This window comes from Lysinibacillus sp. NPDC093197 (genome assembly GCF_044754025.1).
GTDB lineage: Bacteria > Bacillota > Bacilli > Bacillales_A > Planococcaceae > Lysinibacillus.
Window position 1 is genome coordinate 615,255 of record NZ_JBIVOH010000002.1, and the last position, 21,135, is coordinate 636,389.

Annotated in this window: 15 protein-coding genes and 2 pseudogenes; 3 read left to right on the plus strand and 14 right to left on the minus strand. The window is 34.9% G+C overall.

Annotated elements, in window-relative coordinates; translation table 11 throughout:
* Window positions 1–11 precede the first annotated feature (11 nt).
* Window positions 12–983, minus strand: a complete 972-nt coding sequence (locus tag ACIP9G_RS08910; protein WP_401018840.1) for an ABC transporter substrate-binding protein — start codon at window positions 981–983, stop codon at window positions 12–14.
* 210 nt (window positions 984–1,193) lie between these two features.
* Here ACIP9G_RS08910 and ACIP9G_RS08915 point away from each other — a divergent pair, with 210 nt between their 5' ends.
* A complete protein-coding gene (locus tag ACIP9G_RS08915) occupies window positions 1,194–1,520 on the plus strand; it encodes an antibiotic biosynthesis monooxygenase (RefSeq protein ID WP_340825368.1) in 327 nt (108 codons plus the stop codon).
* A gap of 610 nt (window positions 1,521–2,130) precedes the next feature.
* Here ACIP9G_RS08915 and ACIP9G_RS08920 read toward each other — a convergent pair.
* The 5 genes from ACIP9G_RS08920 to isdC all read right to left on the minus strand — a co-directional run bounded on the left by ACIP9G_RS08920 (window position 2,131) and on the right by isdC (window position 9,103).
* On the minus strand, window positions 2,131–5,277 hold the full coding sequence (locus ACIP9G_RS08920; RefSeq protein WP_401018842.1) for an NEAT domain-containing protein: 3,147 nt from the start codon (window positions 5,275–5,277) through the stop codon (window positions 2,131–2,133).
* Window positions 5,278–5,647: 370 nt separating this feature from the next.
* Entirely contained in the window at window positions 5,648–6,418 is a 771-nt protein-coding gene (locus tag ACIP9G_RS08925; RefSeq protein WP_401018843.1) for an ABC transporter ATP-binding protein, read from the minus strand.
* A 15-nt stretch (window positions 6,419–6,433) separates the two neighbouring features.
* Window positions 6,434–7,402: a FecCD family ABC transporter permease gene (locus ACIP9G_RS08930; protein WP_340825372.1), complete on the minus strand. Its 969-nt coding sequence runs from the start codon at window positions 7,400–7,402 to the stop codon at window positions 6,434–6,436.
* Window positions 7,403–7,423: 21 nt separating this feature from the next.
* Window positions 7,424–8,344, minus strand: coding sequence for a heme ABC transporter substrate-binding protein IsdE (isdE, locus tag ACIP9G_RS08935; RefSeq protein ID WP_401018845.1), 921 nt, complete (start codon window positions 8,342–8,344; stop codon window positions 7,424–7,426).
* A 72-nt stretch (window positions 8,345–8,416) separates the two neighbouring features.
* Window positions 8,417–9,103, minus strand: a complete 687-nt coding sequence (isdC, locus tag ACIP9G_RS08940; RefSeq protein WP_401018846.1) for a heme uptake protein IsdC — start codon at window positions 9,101–9,103, stop codon at window positions 8,417–8,419.
* A 425-nt stretch (window positions 9,104–9,528) separates the two neighbouring features.
* On the opposite strand from isdC, the gene ACIP9G_RS08945 reads away from it, so the two are divergent.
* Entirely contained in the window at window positions 9,529–10,170 is a 642-nt protein-coding gene (locus ACIP9G_RS08945) for a TetR/AcrR family transcriptional regulator (protein WP_401018847.1), read from the plus strand.
* Window positions 10,160–10,825, plus strand: coding sequence for an MBL fold metallo-hydrolase (locus ACIP9G_RS08950; RefSeq protein WP_401018848.1), 666 nt, complete (start codon window positions 10,160–10,162; stop codon window positions 10,823–10,825). Before ACIP9G_RS08945 ends, ACIP9G_RS08950 begins: the two co-directional genes overlap by 11 nt.
* Window positions 10,826–10,992: 167 nt before the next feature.
* On the opposite strand, the gene ACIP9G_RS08955 is transcribed toward ACIP9G_RS08950, so the two are convergent.
* From ACIP9G_RS08955 to ACIP9G_RS08990, 8 genes and pseudogenes are all read right to left on the minus strand, one after another.
* Window positions 10,993–11,595, minus strand: coding sequence for a nucleotidyltransferase domain-containing protein (locus ACIP9G_RS08955; RefSeq protein WP_401018849.1), 603 nt, complete (start codon window positions 11,593–11,595; stop codon window positions 10,993–10,995).
* Between the two features lie 145 nt (window positions 11,596–11,740).
* A complete protein-coding gene (locus ACIP9G_RS08960; protein ID WP_401018850.1) occupies window positions 11,741–12,331 on the minus strand; it encodes a histidine phosphatase family protein in 591 nt (196 codons plus the stop codon).
* A 219-nt stretch (window positions 12,332–12,550) separates the two neighbouring features.
* Window positions 12,551–12,986, minus strand: a pseudogene (locus ACIP9G_RS08965) (NUDIX domain-containing protein).
* Between the two features lie 516 nt (window positions 12,987–13,502).
* Window positions 13,503–13,838 (minus strand): annotated as a pseudogene (locus ACIP9G_RS08970) (ABC transporter substrate-binding protein); the annotation flags it as partial.
* Between the two features lie 117 nt (window positions 13,839–13,955).
* Entirely contained in the window at window positions 13,956–18,893 is a 4,938-nt protein-coding gene (locus ACIP9G_RS08975; protein ID WP_401018851.1) for an S-layer homology domain-containing protein, read from the minus strand.
* 47 nt (window positions 18,894–18,940) lie between these two features.
* Entirely contained in the window at window positions 18,941–19,465 is a 525-nt protein-coding gene (locus ACIP9G_RS08980; RefSeq protein ID WP_401018852.1) for a phage tail protein, read from the minus strand.
* A 20-nt stretch (window positions 19,466–19,485) separates the two neighbouring features.
* On the minus strand, window positions 19,486–19,986 hold the full coding sequence (locus ACIP9G_RS08985; protein WP_401018853.1) for a phage tail protein: 501 nt from the start codon (window positions 19,984–19,986) through the stop codon (window positions 19,486–19,488).
* Between the two features lie 13 nt (window positions 19,987–19,999).
* Window positions 20,000–20,509, minus strand: a complete 510-nt coding sequence (locus tag ACIP9G_RS08990; RefSeq protein ID WP_401018854.1) for a phage tail protein — start codon at window positions 20,507–20,509, stop codon at window positions 20,000–20,002.
* Window positions 20,510–21,135: the final 626 nt, after the last annotated feature.

The following is a 21,135-nucleotide window of genomic DNA, read 5'->3' on the forward strand; positions in this document are numbered from 1 at the left end:
GCTATAAACAATTATTTCACTGCTTCTTCTGCTGTCTTTAAAACTCCTCGCATATAGTCAATGGCTTCTACAACCTGTGTGCCAGGATTGTCAAACAATTCTGCTGGTAAAATGATAATCTGATTATTTTTTACTGCATCTAAATTTTTCCACGCCGCATTTTCTTTCAATTGTTTTTCAAATCCTTCTTTTACTGTCGCTGGATTCGCGTGCGTAATCAGCATAATTACTTTTGGGTTGCGTTCAACAATTTTCTCAACACTTAAATTTGCGTAAGTTGGAAACTTATCTGTCGCTGGTAAATCGGCTGCGATATTTTTACCACCTGCCTTATTTAAAATATCTCCGTATAACGAATTATCAAGTGCAGCTAAATATGTACCTGGTGCTCCGTAAACGATTAAAGCATCTAAAGTTGATTCTGAACTGCCTTTTGTAATCTTCTCATCTATTTGTGCAACTAACTCATCTGCTTTTGCCGTGTTATTAAATAACACGCCATACTTTGAAATCGTTTTTTTAATATCATCTACGGAATTCATGTTCAAGTAGACAATTTTCGTACCTGTAGCTTCCACCGTTGTAGCGAATTGCTGGAAGCTTGGTGGGACAATAAGTATTTCCGCATTCAATGCAGCAATCTGCTCAAATGATGGTTCATGCGGGTTACCTATCTCTTGAATAGCTTTTACATCCTCTTTCATATCGGATGTAATCGTAGGTCGACCAGTAACATTTGCACCTAACGCAAGCAAAATATCCATCATTCCTGGATTTAATGTTGCAACTGAACTCGGCGTTGCTTCAAACTCAAGCTTATTTCCAAGGTCATCTACTAATGTTACCGCCCCTCCTGTTTCAACTTGTTGTTCCATTTCTACTTTATCTGTTGAAGCATTCCCATCCGCTTGTTTACTTTCTTCTCCACATGCTGCTAATAATAATGCTAACGCACCTACTAATAGAAATTTAAACTTCTTCATGTTAACTACCAACCTTTTCTTTTTATTTGAAATGAAATTGATAATCATTCTCATACGGTTGTTTATGATTCTATTTTAAATAATAATAATTGTCAATAAACGTTTTTAATGTTGTTTTTTTAATTTTTTTATTGCATAGCCAATTAATGTATGTTTTAATTGATAATGAAAATCAATATCAATTAAAAACGTTATAAAGGGGTCATAAACATGATTACAGTTACTAACCGCTTTTTAGTAAAAAAAGGCTTTGCGAATAAAATGGCACCATTATTTATATCTGATAAAACTTTATTGAACTGGGAAGGCTTTAATAAAGTTGAAGTGAACGTTTGCTCTGAACCGGAAGATCATGATGAAATGAACGTTATGATGTTCTGGGATACAGTCGAGCAATTCAAAGCTTGGCGCGAATCTGATGACTTTAAAAATTTACACCGACGTGAAGAGATTGGTAACAAAGAAAGCAGCGAAGCATCCCCAATAATAGGTAATCGAGTTGTTATTTCTGAAATCGCCGCTACTTTAGTAAAGTAATTTCAGTATATGGATTTCTTAAAAGGCTGAAGAAGCACCAATCACAACTTTAATCTTCAAGATTACCATTACACATCAGTATAAATATAAGAATAATAACTATACGTTCTCAGACGTTTTTTCATCGAGTTTACAGGCTAGCATTCTAACTCAATTCGTTTAAGAACGCTTTTAAAATTCTCTTATAAAACTACCCACAATAGATTATTGTGGGTCCTTCTTCATAAACAACAGTTTTGACGGCCCGTTAAATTAGGCGTTTTCCTACTTTTGCAAGCTATCTTATTAGCCAAATTTTAAATTTAGAACGCTTCCCCTTCTCAGTTAAAAACAAAAAATTATCAAATTACTTATTTTTCTATAACCTATTCTGAAAAGTACTCAATTAAATTTATATGTACTTTGTGGTTGCTTTCAAACTCACAAAAATCTAAGCTTTTAATCGTTTAAAAAATGCAATTCAAGTTAAAATTGAATTGCATTTTTTTATTGGATGAGGAATCCACGGCAATAGTGCGAGATGAATATATCATAGGAGCACAAAGCATAGTCGCCTCATCCAACTTTTGAAAAAAGTTTATGGGATAGTAATAGTTCCTTACTTTAATTATTAATCAATTAAATTAACTAATTCTAATGAACGTTTTAAAATCTTCGCCATTTGAGCACGTGTTAAATTACTTTGTGGGTTTAAATAACCATTAGACCCCGTCATAATATCTAGTGCTTGCAATTCTGATACTGCTTGCTTTGAGTAGTCAAATACTTTATCAGCATCTTTGTACGATAAAGCATTTTCATCAACTGTTACTTTATAGCCTTTATATTCAAGCATACGTAATATCATTGCAGCTGCTTGCTGACGTGTAATATTTGCTGTTGGATTAAATGTTGTGGCATTTACACCTGTTACAATACCGGCCTCTACAAGTGCTTGTACTTCATTTTCATACCACTGACCTTTAACATCCTTAAACGCAGTTGCTTTTGCTGATTGAATATTTAAAGCTCGAGCAATCATCACTGCAAATTGTGCACGTGTAATATTTTTATTTGGACTAAATGTTGTTGCTGTTGTACCTGTTGTAATCCCAGCAGCATATAAAGCCAAAATTTCATCCTTACTGAATACATTATCGATATCTGTAAAAGGATTTTTGATCGTATTATTAGGGTTGTTAGAGTTATTAGGGTTATTAGAGTTATTTGTTTCTTCCTCTAAAGCTGGTACATTAAATGTAAAGAATAATGTGTACGCCCCATAACCTAAACTACCTGAATCGATAAATATTTTCGTAACGCCATTGCTATCTTGAACTAATGGTAAACGGACAACGCGTACTTGATCCATTTTCTCACCAGTAGAACTAACCACTTCGATATTTTGTTGCTTACCATTTCCATCAATATAAGCAAGTGTTTCAAAACCATAAGCTTTACCGATTAGTGTCATTTCAATGTAACGTTTACCGTCAATCGTTACTAATTCAGCTTTTGTGAAGTATGGTGCTAAGTAGTTTGTAATAAAGTCAGCCATATTGCCGTTTGGATCAGCCTCCATTTTATACGTAATTGACTGACGTGTATTCTTTTCAATTGTATTTGTCGTCGTTGCTGTTACATTTGAGGAAATTGTCTTATCCGTCGTTACAGCTTCAAAAACAAGATTATCCAGTGTATCTGCTTCAAATGAAAGTGTTGTTGTTTTTGCAATTGCAACCGGTACTAATGAAGCTACTTTATTTGACCATTTCGCAATTTCTTTACCATTCTGTTTAACAATAAAATTTTGTAAGTTATTTTCAATATTTATTGAAAGCGTAACTTTATATTTGTTATTTTCAAATACTGTTTTTGCTTTTTGTAGGAATACAGCTATCTCTTTTGCATTGTTAGCAAATTCAAATTTAACTATTCCCTCTTGACTAAAGTTCACTGTAGTACCTGTGTTTGTGTTAGTTCCGTTATTAGTAGTACTTCCATTTGTGGAATTACCATTTGACGAACCACTATTCGTTGAGCCGCCTGTATTTGGGAATGTCGTACTATCATTGATCTTAGAAAGTGACGATTCATCAAATTTCAAAAGAACATTATAGTCATGATGATAGTTAAGATCTGCAATATCTACTTTTACCCACGCATTTTGAATCGCAGTTAGACTTGATACTGTAAACTGCACTACTCGTACATCATTTGAATCGCTAATCGTACTAGGTGTTGCACCATTCACTGTAAATCCAGTAATCCATGAACTATTTTTTAATGTTAATTGAACTTGATAAGAAGAACCATTTTTCACTACATATGCTTGATTATCTACATATGTGTTCATAATAGAACTACCAGTACCTGATTCATTTAAAAACGTAAAGTTTACTGTATACAGCCCATTAGTTGATTGTTCATTGTTTTCAGTGTTAGAATTGTTATTGCCACCGGTATTTGAATTATTATTGTTCTCCCCAGAACCTGATTCACTGCCGTTGGTATTTCCTTCTGAACTATTATCCTCTTGTTTAGCAATTTCACCTGTTAATAGTACTTTTTCAACTGTCGTACTCATAGCCGAAGCGGTACCATTTCGCTCAGTTGTTAACGTGAACGTTAAATTTTCTAATGAAGCTACTGTAAATTTAATTACACTTTTCGTGCTACCTGCTGTCCATTCTGCAACTGTATTATTTCCTTGTTTTACAGAAAAGCCCTTCGTCGTATCATTTACAGCTAAATTCATTGTTACAGCTATTTTATTGTCTGCTGTTTTTGTTGCATATGCTTGTCCTAAAAGGGATGCGATTATTGTATGAGCTGGTGCACCAGAGCTGACAGGCGTCAGTCCAAACTCAATCACTTGATTGTTCGAGTTGAAATGCTCAGGTAAATAAACACTTGTTTCTTTTGCCGGTTTAAAATCAAATGTAAACGGCGTTGCTGGATATCTGTCACCAGACATAATGACCGTAGCTTTTAAATCAGCATCTAATTTTACTTTTATGACACGTACTAATGAATTTCCTTCTCCTTCAGAGCTTACAATTTGTACGTCTTCTCCGTTTTCACTGCCTACTTTGAGCGTCGTAAATGCATATGTGTGACCTGTTAGTTTAATATATGCGTATTTTTCTAAACCATTAGTAGCTAAATCAGCATAGTTAATATAGCTTTTAAAATACGTATCATATGTTTTATTATCTGTTAAAAATGTGAAAGGAACGTTCTTTGTGATAACTTCTTCTGGGTTATCTCCTGGTTGGCCTGGTTGTTCCGGTGCTTCTTCACACACTCGGTTAGTCTCCGAAACATCGGAAACTTTTAAATACACAATATAGTCATGGTCATAATTTATCATCGGAATGTAAACATCAACCCATGCTTTTATTGCTTGCTCATATTGATCAACTACGAATGTGTAAATGTCGTTACCATTAGTGTCTGTTGTTTTTTCAATAGCTGCTTTTAATTCCCCACCTGATTCAACTTTAAAATCCTGATACCATGTTGTATATGCTTGTGGCACAGTAATGTCTATTGTATATAGACCATTATTGTGTTTAACAGTAGCTTCCTTTTGAACATAGCTATTCATCATTGAATCTGCTGTTTGTTGTTCATTGAGAATTTTGATATTTGCTGAATAGTTAACTGCGCAACTAGATGCGGTATTCTCTTCCGCCTTTACTTCCATTCCAAAGCCCGGTAATATTGCACCTAACATCAGCACTACCATAGCTACATATTGCAAAAATTTCTTCAATACACTGACCTCCTGAATTTTTTAAATTATTTTGACCTATTCTGTGCGTTACTACCTCCTTTATATTAAAAGATTTTCTAGTACTATCCCTTAACTCGAATAATTCTCATTGTCAATTAAAGTTCATGAAAACATCTATTGATTCTCCGGATGTTTTAAAGTATACAATCACTTATAATTGATTATGATTCTCATTCTCACTCATTATAACTCACATACTATTATTGTCAAGAAAGCGAAGATATGTTACGAGATATTATTTTTGTTAATAAACTTAAAAAGTAAAGCTATAGGTAAATAAAAGAATTAATCACAATTTAACTTAATTAAATCTACGAAATTAATAATATGATATGTCTAAAAAATCCACCTAAATCCTTACTGGCATCATATACGTACCAACAATTTCATGCTTTTGAATAATCACTTCAACACCATACACTTCCTTCATACGTTCCGCTGTTACGGTTTCTTTAGGTGATCCCTCACATAAAATTTTACCTTCCTTCATCAAAATTATATGATCACTATATTTTATTGCTTGATTAATATCATGCAACACCATCACAATTGTTAAAGAATTTTCTTTGTTTAATTTCTTCACTAACTCCATTAATTCGATTTGATAAAAAATATCTAAATATGTTGTTGGCTCATCTAAACAAAGAATGGATGATTTTTGAGCAAGTGCCATGGCAATCCAAACACGCTGTCGTTCACCACCTGATAATGCATCCAAGTTACATGTACGTTTCTGTGTTAAATTCGTTGCTGCCAGTGCCCAGTTTACTGCCGCCTCATCTTCTTCAACATTTTTTTTCATCAATTGTTGATGAGGTACCCGTCCATAAGCAACTAGTTTTTCAATCGTAATATCTTGTGGCACTATGTTTTGTTGATAAACAATTGCAAGTTTTTTCGCAAATTCCTTTGCCTTGTATGCCATTATATCTTTCTGTTCTAACGTTACTGAGCCTTGTTGTGGCATATTATTACGGGAAATGACACTTAGTAATGTGGATTTCCCACAACCATTCGGGCCAATAATCGTCGTGATTTTCCCTTTTTCAATAGTTGTCGTAATTCCATCTAAATGATTTTTCCTCTGATCATAAGATAGTTTAATTTGTGAAACTTTCAATGCACTCACCTCTCTTTACTTATCTTTTCGAATTAAGAAGATTAGGAATGGCCCACCGATTATCGCCATTATTGTTGAAGCTGGAATTTCTAACGGTGCAACTAATATTCTGCCTAGCGTATCAGCAGTCAAAATCAGTAAGGCACCTGCTAATGCTGAGAATGGAATTAGCCATTTATGGTCTGAGCCTACTAACCTTCTTGAAATATGCGGAATTAATAACCCAACAAATGCAATAACTCCTGCTGTAGCAGTTGAAATAGCCGCAAGTAATACCGCTATTGCTGCAATAATTAGTCGTGCACGTGTTACATTAAAGCCTAAACTCTTGGCTGTTTTGTCTTGTAACGCCAATAAATTGCACCACGAAGCTAGTAATAGAGAAGCTAGTAATCCAATCACACCATAAAATGTAATTAAACGTACATCACTCCAAGTTCGCATTGACAAATTAGAGCTACCCGCTCCACCAACCATTATATTCATATAGCTACATAGCGTAATAAACGCTTCTGTTAGACCAGTAAACATCGCATTAATCGCAATACCTACTAAAATAATTTTCAAAGGATTTAAGCCTGATTTCCAGGACAACATGAATACTAAAAAACAAGCGAATGCTCCACCAAAAAAAGCCAATAATGGTGTGAAAAAAAACGCCATTGGAAATAATGTAATGGCTAATAATTTTACAAATGATGCTCCTGCTGAAATTCCTATTACACCTGCATCAGCTAATGGATTGCGCATAACTGCCTGCAATAATACGCCGGCAACAGACAATGCTGCCCCTGCAAATATAGCGACTATAATCCGTGGGAAACGTAAATCTTTAATAACGGAGTAATTTGCATTTTCTTCACCAAAAAAGGCTCTAATAAATTCCATCGTATCCATTTTAATAGAGCCAGTAATTGCAGAATATATAATAACAACTAAAAGCAAAATACTTACAACTATAAAACTACTTATTTTTTTATTCATCTTAGTCCTCTACATTTCTCATTATGGATACATAATGTTAATCAATTCTTCTAGTGCTTGAGGTACTGCAAGGGTTGCTGTTGTTCCAAATAACGGCTCCTCTAAATCATACACACGTCCGTTTTTCACAGCGTCAAAATGCTTCCAAATATCATTCGTAACAAATTCTTCATTAAACATTTCCACAACTTGATCCGGCAATCCATGTGCCAGACGAATAATAATATCTGGATTGCTTTGTTGTAAAAATTCCGTATTAGATGGTAAATACTCTGGTTCTTGTCCGCTCATCACATTTTGACCTCCAGCCATTCTCACTAAATCTCCAATATATGAATTTTCTGTTGCCACCAAATAGCTACCTGGAATACCAAGTAGAATTAATACTTTAGGGGATTCTTTTGATTCTACTTTCATTCGAAGGGCCGCAATCTTTCCTTCAAGCTCTGACACTAACTTTGTTGCTTCATCAGTCCGATCATAATTTTTCCCAATTTCTAAAATAGCAGCTTTCATATTATCAATACTCTGTAAATTTACATATGAAGCGTTGATACCAACTTCATCGAATGTCTTTTTTAAATCTGCCTCTAAAGTTGTCACTGAGAAAACCTCTGTTGGATTCAAGGATTTTACAATTTCCATATCGGGTGACATCGGACTACCAACTTCGGGTAAACCTTCATAGCGTTTAGGTAAATCATAAGCAGTCGTAGGAACAGCAATGACATCTAAATTTAGTGCATCTAAAATATGAGCAACTGCAACTGTCGTTGGAATAATTCGATTTTCAGCTTCAACAGTTGTATTATTTTCATCCTTTTTTTCTTCTACCGTATTTTCATTTTCCTTAATTGAACTAGTGCATGCTGAAAGAACGACAAAAATAATACTTAGCGCCACTATATGTAACTTTCTACTATTTACTTTTGTTTTTATCATGTTCATTCACTCCTTTTAAAAAGCACCCTACTCCTACCTTAGCGAAGTAGATGAGGGTGCTTCCGAAATATTTCAATTGATTTCTTCTTCCTTCATGCGTTTTTTAAAATTAAATAAGATAAATCCACTAACACAGAACAATAAAAGTATACCTATTGGAAAAGCATCACTTGTTTGAGGATTTGTTTCTTTTTCTTTAACTGATGAAGTATTTGTATCACCAGTATTAGTTTTAATAGTCGTGTTAGTGTTAGTGTTAGTGTTAGTGTTTTTTGGGTCCGTTGTAGCTACTACTGCACTACCATCTTCATTTTTCAATGACGCCGGATCCCATACAAAATCTACAGTGTATTCATGATGATAATTTAAGTCATCAATATCCACCTTCATCGTAACTGCAGTCGGTGATGAATAAGAAGGAAGTGCAAATTGGACGATACGTGTATCCTCTGCCTTATCTTCACTAATAACTTTATTACCGCCTGTACTCGATTCAAATTTCGTTATCCACGCACTTTTTTTCATTTTTAGCTGTATTACTGAAGAGCCATTCTTAACAATAATTGTCCCAGGCTTCAAAAAGTAATCATTTGCTATTGAAGCAGATGAAGAATTTGGTTTATTCACTTGATAATTGATTTTGTATGTCCCATCTGCAAGTGCAGCAGATGCGTTTAAAATTGGCGTAACGAAAAATGTTAATAATGAGACTAACATTAAAACAGAAAATAACCTTTTGATAATAAAACCTCCTTTCAATTGATAATCATTATCAACACTATGTAAATAAAAAGGGATATTTAAAAATACCCCTTTTTATTCTGCGTGTTCGACATATTAATGATAATGATAATCATTATCATTAATTTAATAATATTATGGATAAATTAATTTGTCAATACTAATACAAAATAGATTATTTTTCCTATATATATTTATAAGTAAAGTAGGATTTCACAATGCAATAAAATAGAGAATGTAAAATTACATTCACCTCCCTATTTCACCGCTACCCATTCTATTTATCTTTTCAAAGTACTAAACCTTACCATTTAATCTTGGCTTTAACCAAATCATCTCCTTCATTAAGCTGTTTATTTAAATTTCCATAAAATGTTGACATTTTACTAACCAATGGTTATTATATAACCATTGGTTAGTAAATGGCGAAAGTAGGTAATATAGTGAAAAGTAAACAGGCAGAACGGTCTGAAGAAACAAAAAAGCAGATAGTCGAATCAGCAGGTAGGTTATTTTCCGAAAAAGGATACGATTCAGTGACAATACGAGCCATTGCAAAGGACGCGGGGTGTTCCCATACAACCATTTATCTTTACTTTAAAGACAAGGAAGAATTATTACACCAGCTCTCTATGCCACCTTTGGAGGAGCTACACGAGCAATTTCTATATCTTTCGAGCTTAAGTACTTTATCTTCAGAAGACAAATTGAAACAAATCAGTCTTGAATATATCCACTTCTGCCTACAGAATCGGAATTTGTATGATATTTTCTTCAACGCAAAGTCTACAAGGGTAGATGAAGGGGATCCACAACTTGAGATAAATAGACTGCGGATTGAAATCTTTGAAATTATGAAGGAAAGAATTCGAGAATGTCTATCTATTTCAGATGAAGAACAATTATTAGCTTTTTCTCGAATTTATTACTTCAACCTTAATGGCATTCTTAGCACTTACTCGTACCAACATGAACCTCTTAACAGTTTAATGGAAAGATTAACACCAACATTTGATCTTGCAATAGAAATTCTTCTTATAGGCTTTAAAGAAAAATTAAAAAGGGGAAATGAAAATGAAAGCTGAACAAATCTCTGAGCATATCTGGAGCTTAAAGACGTGGATGATTGTTCCGATTCATGTATGGATAGTTATTGAGGAGGATGGGGTCACTTTAGTAGATGCGGGGATGCCGATGATGGCAAAAGGAATTATGAAATTCATAAAGCAACTGAATGCTGGTCCTTTGCGTAGGATTCTCTTAACGCATGGTCATTCGGATCATGTTGGCGCAGTAAAGAGAATATTGACTCAAAATAAAGTACCCGTCTACGCACACGATATTGAAATACCTTATATGGAAGGTGAAGTACTTTATCCAAAAAGAAAGAAACTTGAAAACAACTTGCCGAAACAATTAGCTCAGCCCCTCATTGAGAGTGCGCATGGAAAGTTGCAAACAATTGCTGGACTGACACCCTATTTAACACCTGGTCATTCTCCGGGACACGTTGTTTATTTTCATGAAAAAGATAAAGTACTGCTAGCTGGTGACCTTTTCAACTCTAAAAAAGGAAAGCTTCATCCACCAATGTTTACACCTTATATGGAAGAAGCATTACAAAGCAGTTTAATTGTAAAAGAATTAAAACCCGAGCGATTAGAAGTTTGTCATGGAAGTACGGTATTTCGTCCAGCAGATCAACTAGATGAATATGTTCAAGTAACGACAAAAAAATAGAAAGCTAGCATTAGAGAGAAGGATAATGCCTTGAAATAGAGGATAGGTGTTTCCTTCTCTTTTGTTACGTCTATGTCATTTTCAATGTATCTTTATATCTTATTGTTTGTTAATATCCAACTCACTTAACATTTGGTTCAGTTTTTCTATAGAATCATATTTCACACTTAAATATAGTCAAGCCACGAATGACCAGTTGGAAATTGCTTTTTCAATGTGATTTTTAGCCAATCCTTTTGTTCAGGCAGTAAATAAGGAAGCATAATTTGTAGATCTTTAAAATCTTTTACTCTAACGTTTGCGCTACCACCTTTATAAAGGAGTTGAATCTCGGGCCTCAGGTAAGGTATCTCTTCATTTGTTCTTAAAAATATATCCTCTATTTCTCTTCTAATAGATTTGTCTCGCCTGTATATCCAGGATTGTTGCTCTGTCTCTACTAACATCATTTGAAAAGCCCAGGGGGAACTACTGCTTTTACTCACCCAAATATCATTTGTAGTTTTTAAAAATTCACCTTCTTGCCAAAGAACTAGTTTCCCATTCTCTGCTTTGTATAACATCCAATCTTTTGACAAATGATTATAGATAGTTAATTGTTCCTCTCGAAGTATTATTACATCTATATCATCATGTACCCTGGACTGTTTGCCTAAATGTAAATCTAAAGCCCATCCCCCTGCCATACCCCAATTAATTGGAATAGTTGAAAAGAGCTTATAAATTTCTGTTACCGTGATTGGTTCCCAATTATCTATATCTGTCCTCAAATAATGTCCTCCACAGATCTTTGAAATAAAATTTGATTAAAAATAAGCTACAGCTACAAACAATTTAAAACACCACCGTTTTGAAAAAATATTGATCTAAACGGTGGGATTTAATTGACGCAATAGCATTTTTCAACAAGGTTTCTTATATATTCTCTAAATGATTTGTATCATTTATAAAGTGAATTATCTTTTCCTTATCAGTAAGTTCAATTAAACTAATTCCTGTATCTCCGATTTTAAAATAATAATCCATGTTGATTGGCATTTGGTAAAAAGCACGTAATATATTATTAATTACGCCGCCATGAGCAACAATCGCAATTCGTTTATATTTATTTCCGGTTACAATTTTAGAAAATATTGTTTCAATTCTCATTCGAAATTCTATGAATGATTCTCCATTTTCGAAACGCTCATGAAAAAATTTTGGCTCTGGATACTTTTTTGCTTCTTCAAAGGATAGTCCAGCTTGAACACCATTATTAAACTCCATTAATTCTTCTTCTAATTGCACTGGGCAACCAATAATTTCTCCTAATGTTTCAGCGGTTTCACGTGCTCTTTTTAACGTACTTGCCCATATAAAATCTGGTGGGAAATCATTTTTTACTTTTTGTGATAAACTTCCCACTTGCTTTCTACCTCTTTCTGTTAATTCAAAATCAGCTCTTCCTTCATGTACGTTTAAAATATCTGCTTCTGATTCTCCGTGTCGAATTAATAGTATTTGCATGTCTTTTCCTCCTAAATCTTTTAAATCCAAATCGTATGAATCTAAATATTGAATAATACAATGGGTTAGTTATAAAAGTATGTTTTATCTAATGTGTAGGATTTTCAATCTTTCACTGAATTCCCCATTTATATATGTATGTATCGAACTAACCTCAACAATAGTGAGAAGCGACTGTTCTAATGAACAATAACACCAGTCAGTTGCACAACATGATGTTTAAGTCTTCTTAATAGTAACTTTGCCCTCTTTATTTTCTGCATGATTCCATTCAACTTGTATTTCAAATGTCCCTTCTTCAAAGAATAAAGGGAATCTTCTTCGAATAGATTCCTGCATTGGAAGGTTATATGCTTCCCTTATATTTACCCAAACTGCCTTTCCTTCTGGGCCATTTTCAAGTAATTCTCCTTTGAAATCTTTTGTGATGTAGTTAAAAATCATATATCTATCCATCGCAACAGGATTTACATATTCATAGAGACCTTTAAAAATAAGGGTTGCTTACCTCTAATCCAGTTTCTTCTTTTACTTCTCTAATTGCACTTTCTACTATACTTTCAGGAAATTCAACTTTGCCACCTGGTGGAATAAACCCTTTGAAATTATCGTGTTGTCTATCGAGCAGTAAAACCTTGTCTTCATTTTGAATCATTCAAACAGTCCACATTTTATAATTTACAGAATTACTCATTATTTACCCCATATTTTTTCTTTCAATTTTACCATATTCCCTTTTTTACTTTTTACACAAAATTCCCCTTTCGTATTATAAGGTCAGCTAGATAAATCTAGTTCGTTGGGACATAGTAATTCCGACCGAGAGTTTAAACAATAAGCTTCACAACTCTTTGCATTCGAATTAATCCGATCACTTCTCAGTATAGGTGAAAAAATCACAGTACTTTACTTAAAAAATAGAAAGATTGACAGGTTTTAATCCACCCTATCATTTTCTGTAATAATTGTAAAAAATAAAATAAAACGGTAACCAGGAAATTTTCCCACTGGCAACCGTTTAAAAATTTAATACACTATTTTCTATTTAACTAAATATCAAATTGCTAAGCATTTTAAAGCCTATAGATTTTGTCCCTATCTTTAATCATTTTTACAACATTCATCACTAAAATGCGCACAGCAAGTAAAATCATTTTCACTTGGTATTCTCTTAATATTTTGCAGCTTCAGACGATGGATTTAAAATGTCTTTTACTTGTTCTTCTGTCACATCATAGTTGTAAAATTTAGCATAGTAATGTTGAATTTCTTCGGTCATATTATAGTCGAATATTTCGGGATGATTGTGCTGTGCCATCCATTTTAACATAAGTGGTGCATCTCCATTTGGTGGATACCAGCGATAAATACCTAGCGGCACTTTATACACTTGTTTATTTTTTACTGCTTTTAGCTGACTCCAATCTTGACCATCAATCGTATTATTGAATAAGTCTTCTGGCTGTGTTTCAGTAAAGTTAGTTATATAGATAATATCTGGATCCCAGGAGGGCCCTATTTTTAATTTGTACTATAGACGACTTAAAAGCTCAAGATCCACTGAGAGAAAAGAAGTTCGCAAGTGACAATCCTTTGTGCACACCCCGCTATGGCCATTTGGTTTTCATTTCGTTGTAGCTGCTTGAATTTCAAAGAAAGCCCAATGTTCTCTAGGAATATCTATAAAGATTTGTTCCGTTTCTTCAGTTGGTAATGGTCGAGAAAAAATTCGATTGAGTATCTTTACTGCCTGTGCACGTGTTAATCTCTCTTCCGGTCTAAATTGGCCATCACCTGAGCCAATCATTATACCCATTGCGCTAATGCGGTCGATTTCTTTTGCTGCCCAATGCGTGGATGCGACATCACTGTACGTTTCGCCATTCGTTGTTAGTTGACAATACTGGTTATCTGTAGACGCTTCTGCACATTGCTGATCTATCCATCTTACAGCAATAACTGCCATTTGGGCTCTCGTCATCATATCATTTGGAGCAAATATACGATCTTGACGTCCTTGCATAATTTTTTGTGTACGAATATACTCAATTTCATTTTTTGCCCAAGTCGCAGCTGTATCCACATAAAATAGTTGAGATGCTACTGGTACATCATTGTTACTCAAATTTCTTGCCAGCATTGCTGCCATTTGTGCACGTGTGACATATGCATTCGGACGGAAAGTACCATCTGTGTAGCCTTGTATATATGAAGTAAATGCCCTATCTACCTCTACTGGCTGTTGTTCTTCTTCCTGCCCTTGTTCTACATATAATAAAGTAAAAGTAGAAAAATGCTCTACATCGAAGACAATACCCGTTTGTCCTTTCGAAAATTCTACAATACGCCCACGAATTAATTCGACTGTTCCATTGCTATGCTCTACGTAAATCATGATATTTTCTTGCTGAGCTGAAGTAAGGTTCGCTGGTAATGGCAATAACAGTGTCACGGGACGATTTTGTAGATTTGTGTCAATAGTTACTGGTTGACCGACGAGCTTTACATTCGCACCATGACTTTGTTGTAAGACTAATTCTGCTTGTTTAGCCCTATCTTCGATGGCTTTTTGCAGTAGTGCATTTTTTATCTGTATCATTCGAAAATAAATATCGTCATTGAAATCATCCATTGAAGCAAAAGGAACATCTATCTTGACTAGTCCCATATCTATGCCAAAATTAGATTTGCCCTCTAGTAATCGTTTAGCGGCCTCTCGAGCGAGTATGACCTTTGTTTCACTTGCTGGTTGTTCCATGTCGGGAATCATAAGTCGAGGTCTTTTTTCTTCCTTGTTCGCTAATTTGCGAAGGAACTCGTTGGCATTTGCAACTGTAAAATTCACTGTATCTTGGAAATTACCGTTACGAAATTCACGTGTTAATACTGTTTGAATGAGTACCTCATCTGGCATACTAGGATCTACAACATTCACCAAAAATTGATTGATTGGTTCTACAGGGTCTGTACTTGGTGTAATGTATCCTCCATCTGCTGGTACATCGTTTTTAAACCATTCAGCATAGAATAGTAGATTCCCTTTCCCCATTTGAAACATTTGTCCAGCTTTATACGAAATACCTTTGCCATCAGCCTTCGTATTCCATCCTACAAATGTGTAGCCTGTTTTCCTTAAATTATCGGTGTTTCCGAGTACTGTAATTGTTTCGTAACCTTTATATCGCTTCGAATCTGTTGGCACTTTCCCCCCATCAGCTCCATTACTGTCATACGTAACGGTATATGTTGGTATTGCACTAGTCGTAAAACTCCAAGTAGTATTATTAGTAACTCCGTCATACATATTTCCAGCTAAATCCATAAATGCTCCTGCATCAATATGAATGCTGTAAACGGTGTTATAGTCCAAATCCACTGTCGGATTTATTGTCACAGTTTCATTAGTGATCGAAACGTTTGCTTGTGAAATACCGATTGTTTCAATAATTTGATTAGTTGAAGCATTTCGAATGAGAATGTTTTTACTAGCTACAGGTAAGATTTTTTCATTAAACGTTAACACGAGATTACCTGTAGGCAGCGCATTAGTTGCAAGATGCGCTGGGTAATAGGTTATTATTTCCGGAGCCTTTTTATCAAACTTCACCATTGCTCCTGTTGAAATCTCTGTAACCTGTGAGCCATCATTCCCCGCTAAATCTTGATAATCAATTGTAAAGTTAATAGGTCCATCTGTATCTACTGACTTTAGTGTATAGTTTGCTTGCCATGTTTTAGCATCGCCATCACCTTTATCACTTACATTTGCTGTTTGTCCTAATATAGCTATTTTGGGCGATTGAATGTCCTCACTTGTTTCAAAATCAATAGTGATAATATTGCCTACTTTAGCAACTGTAGGGTTCGTATTATTTGATACCATTGTCAACTTTTTTACTGTTGGCTTTTTACTATCCACTATGACGAAGCTTCCATCAGTTACGCTCGTTACCTCTGTTGCCGAATTGCCTAGTAAATCTTTAAAGTTAATCGTAAAAGGTGCTGTTCCCTCCATATCACCATTAGCTATAACATGAGTCGCTTGCCAGTTCGTTTCAGCTCCACTTACAGTAGCAGTTTTTCCTGCAATGGTAACTGTTGGTGTTTGGATATTTTTATCTGTTTTTATTGCTAATGTGATTGTGTCGCCTTCCTTAGCCTTTGTCGGATCGAAATTAGTAGATTTGATTGTCACCTCTACAGCTTGTGGCAGAGTTTTATCAATCACAAATGAAATCGTTGAGGTATTACCTACATTATCTGTTACAACCAACGTATAACTTCCAATTGACGTTACAGTGCTGCCATTTGTAAAGGAAGATCCATTCAAGGTAGCCGTTCCTTCATTAAAGCTAATAGTAATGTCAGTGTTATATATACCTCCATTTGAAACCCCTGTTATAAAAGGAGGCGTTGTATCTAACCCAATTGTATCTGAAAATACATTCGATATATTACCTGCTGAATCTTTTAGTTGCATATATACGGTTTTACTACCATCCCCGCTTGATAATGTCCAACTTTTCGAAGACACTTTTGACTCCCAACTGGACCAAGTAGATCCATCATTTGAAAAGCGCATATCTATCGCTTCTCCTTCTGTATCCGTTGCCGTCATTGTTAAAGTAACATTCGAAGAACTTGTATATGCTGCTCCATTATTAATTAGAATAGTGCCTGTAGGAGCGTGATTTTTAGTAATCAGGATAGTAAACTCCTTATCAGACGTGTTGCCAGCCTGATCCGTTACGCTTATCGTAATGCTATAACTATTTTTCGTATCATAGGTAAACAGCGCATTTGTTTTTAATACATTGCCATCAATCGTAAAGAAATTTGTATCCCCAGACTTTAATGCATACCTGAATGTTTGTGCACTACCTGAATCTGTTGCTGTCAATGTCCCAATAGGTGTACCTATAGGTGCCTTTTCTTGGACTATCGTATTAGTAAGTTGAATATTAGTAGGTGGTGTAGCATCATAGAATATTTGTAATTCATTGGATGCTTTATTAAATGTACCACTACTATTCGTAACAACCTTTTCAGGAATTTTAACTTTCACAACTCCATCCGCAATTGGTGATATTATGCCAGTAAATATAGTGCCATCCCCATGAACAGACAATACATTTCCATTTGTAACACTTACATTCCATACCTTAAAATCTACCACTGGCTCACTGAATGCGATTGATATAGTAATTGGATTACTATTTGTTAGACTACTGTGGTTTGATGATATTGTCACGGTTGGATTTGTATTGACATTTAAATTCATCGCATAGCTTGTACTAAAATTAATACCATCACTTACCTTAAATGTAAAAGATGAAGTAGATCCATTATCCATTAGATATTTTAAATGACCCGTATCTAAAATAGCTTTACTAATAGTAGTCATACCATTTGTAATCGCTTCTCCAGCATCCACTTGCTGATTATTATTGCTATCTATAAAGAGCTGTCCGCTATTTGGGATTGTAACAATTTGTATCGCTTGCAACGTATCTCCAGCATCTTCATCCAAAAACGCAAAGGAAGTACTATTAAATGTATACACTTGACCTTCATTTACATTTACGGTTCCATCACTCGATGTTGGAGGTTTATTTAACCCAACGGTTGTTACTTGTTGCATCATATAAGCACTCTTATTGCCATCAGCATCTTTGACAATGACATTGAAATAATAAATTGTATTAGCGGCGAGACCTGTAACAATAAACGAAGTAATATCTTTGGCATAACCGCTTCCTAAAGGTGTCCCATTCGATTCAATGTTACTAACCGTATCCATATTATGGCTACTAGATTGATAGACACGGTATTGTAAATCCTCTTGAGTTGTTAAATCGTCAGATGCTTTAACCCAATCCAACTGTACGCCTGAGGCCGTTATGTTTGAGGCCGTAATCGCATCATTTGTAATGGTTGGTGGGTTACTTGGGTTAGGAATATCAATTGTAAATTGTGTAAATGTTATATCCCATATGCCTGCAAAAACAGTTGGTATATATTGTACACTCGCAGTAATAACAAATGAGTTAATACCATTTATATTTATCGGAATATCATAAATAGGATTAGAATTGGCAACTGTCTTAAAGGTTACAGGATTTCCCTTTGGATTTCCGTCTATATCATACCCTTGAATCTTTAAGCTCAACGCATCGTTTTCCATATGTGGATTTATCGTATCAATTTTTAATGATTTTAAATCGAAGATACCATCAGTAAAGCCTTCCCCAGCAGAAATTTTTATTGATTTGGGTGGTGAAAATTCATTTGCATCAATATAATAACCAGCTGGATATGGTTGCCCATCACTATACTTTAATAAATCAAAACCATTATCCTCAGGAATACCACTAACTATAAAGCCATTAGTTGTATCATTTAGCCAGGATGATTGCGTTAAATCTTGTGTACACTTTGGAAAATTGGGTGTATCGCAAGTTGCGGCCTCCACTTTTAAAGGAGACATCAAGCTTATCCCAGTCAACTGGCTAAAAGTAATTAGCATTGAACATAGCGTTATAATTAAAATCTTTTTTCCCATTTTTGTACTCCTTTTTAGTTGTTTCACACCCTTCGATGAATTCATTCCTATGCCCTAGGAGGCCACTCTCCATATAAACAAATAATGAAATTTACCCCCAAATACGGTTGCATATTATTATGTGCGTGACTTCCACCCACTGGTTCAATGGTTAATGCGTTCATTGTAGTATTCCCTGAAACAGAATAGACAGGGTGAGAACCTCTCCCTTGTTGTTCCGTCCATATTGCTCCTGTTGGCTCAGTATTTGATGTTTGGTCATTGTTACATGTAGCGCTATGATTATGCCTAGGCATTTGTGTTGTTAATAATGTAACAGTTGCCAAACCTCCAGCTGCGCCAATATTCCTTGTCGTTAATCCTGCACCTGTTCCTTGATGAATCGCTGCCCGACCATTTAAATTTGGTAAAGCAAAGGTTGTCTTTCCATCTCCTCCATATATGGTTCCTAAAATGGCAAATAAGGCGCTGTTCGACTGAATATTTAATAGTTGACCATTACAAAAAGCCCAGTCTTGAGGTGCAAAAGTACCACCAAAAATTCTAATTTCTCCAATATACGCTTCTGACATTTTTTTCACTTCCTTTGTTATTAATTTCTTGGAGGGTATATGCCTATTAAAGCAATGCAATAATTTCCCACACTGTAGGGCTGCATATTCTGATGTGACTGCGAATATCCTGATGGAGATAAAGCTTGTGCATTCATATGGGTATTAAGTTGATTAGATGCATACATATTAACAGCGGTTGTTCCCCATACATTACTAGTAGCTACTTTCAACGTAGCACTTTCCGCACTAGCAGTCACAACATGTGTATGTGCAGGCATCTCATCACTTGTTAACGTATGTGTCTCCTGTCCAGCTTTTTGTCCGAGTGTCACACCGTTTCCTACATGAACCGGAACCCTTCCTCTTAAATCAGGTAAGGCAAATGTGGTAACTCCATTCCCACCATAAGTTATGCCTAACAAGGAAAACAAAGCTTGGTTTGTATTAATTGACAGTAATTGCCCGTCACATAATGCCCATCCCCTTGGAACACGTCTAAAGCTAAATAATTTAATTTCACCTACAAATGGATCACTCATTATTACATTCCTCCTATTCAAATGATGGGTAAAAACCGGAAAGCGCAATGATATAACTAATTGTTAAAAACGGCATTACATTATCATGCGGCAAATTTTCACCAACACTTGAAACGATTGTTGCATTCATTGTGCTATTTGGTGGTTGTGTTGAATACTGCATGTTTTTGGCCCATACCGCATTTTCTGGACTAGGTGTTGTGCCTTCCAGTGAAGAAGCATTTACTTGATGCGTATGAGCTGGAAGTTGTGATGCATTTAACACCACAGACTCTACCCCTCCCATTTGACCGATCGTATACTGAGTGCTCGTTACTGGGTTGTGTCCTTGGTGTACTACGACTCTACTTTGAAAATTCGGCAAGGCAAATGTCGTCTGTCCATTCCCTCCATACATAGTACCTATGAGTGAAAAGAGCAAATCATTATCAGCAATAGATAATAGTTGCCCATTGCACAAACTCCATCCTTGTGGTGCATAATTACCTGCAAACATTCGAATTTCACCGATATATGGTTCCATTACTAACACCTTCCTTTAAGAATTAATATTTAAATTGTATATATAAGTAAATGAGTGCTGAAAAATGAATGATCGTAATCACCATTACAAAAAGTATAAAAAACATATTTTCTAACAAGATTGATAGAAACTACCTTCTATATTAATTATGGAAATGAATAGATAAACTTTTTACTTTAATCTAAATAAACAACCTCCATTGTGTGATTGACAGACAATTTCTTTCAAAAAGTACACTCAATTTTAAAATACTAAAGAAAGAAACCAAATAATATTGACAAATGTTAATGATTTGAGAATTAACAATTAAAAATATCCTTAACTATCTATAAGAGTTTCTTTCTTCTTTCATTGTTCAGAGAATTACAAGCAGAAATGATGAACCACCTTTTCTAAGAAAATAAGTTGATATAAGAAAAGTCGATAAAAGGATGTTTACTCATCCTCTTAATCGACTTTTCTTATACTGCATCTATTTCACATTAATATGCCAACACTTAACTGGACAAAAATTATAAGGCCTATCATTTGAGTACCACTAGTGTTAAGCAAAGCGTTATTTGCATGTTATTTAATAATCAATGAACATTATCATCAAATTCAAGAACAAGCTGGTCAAGTGCTTG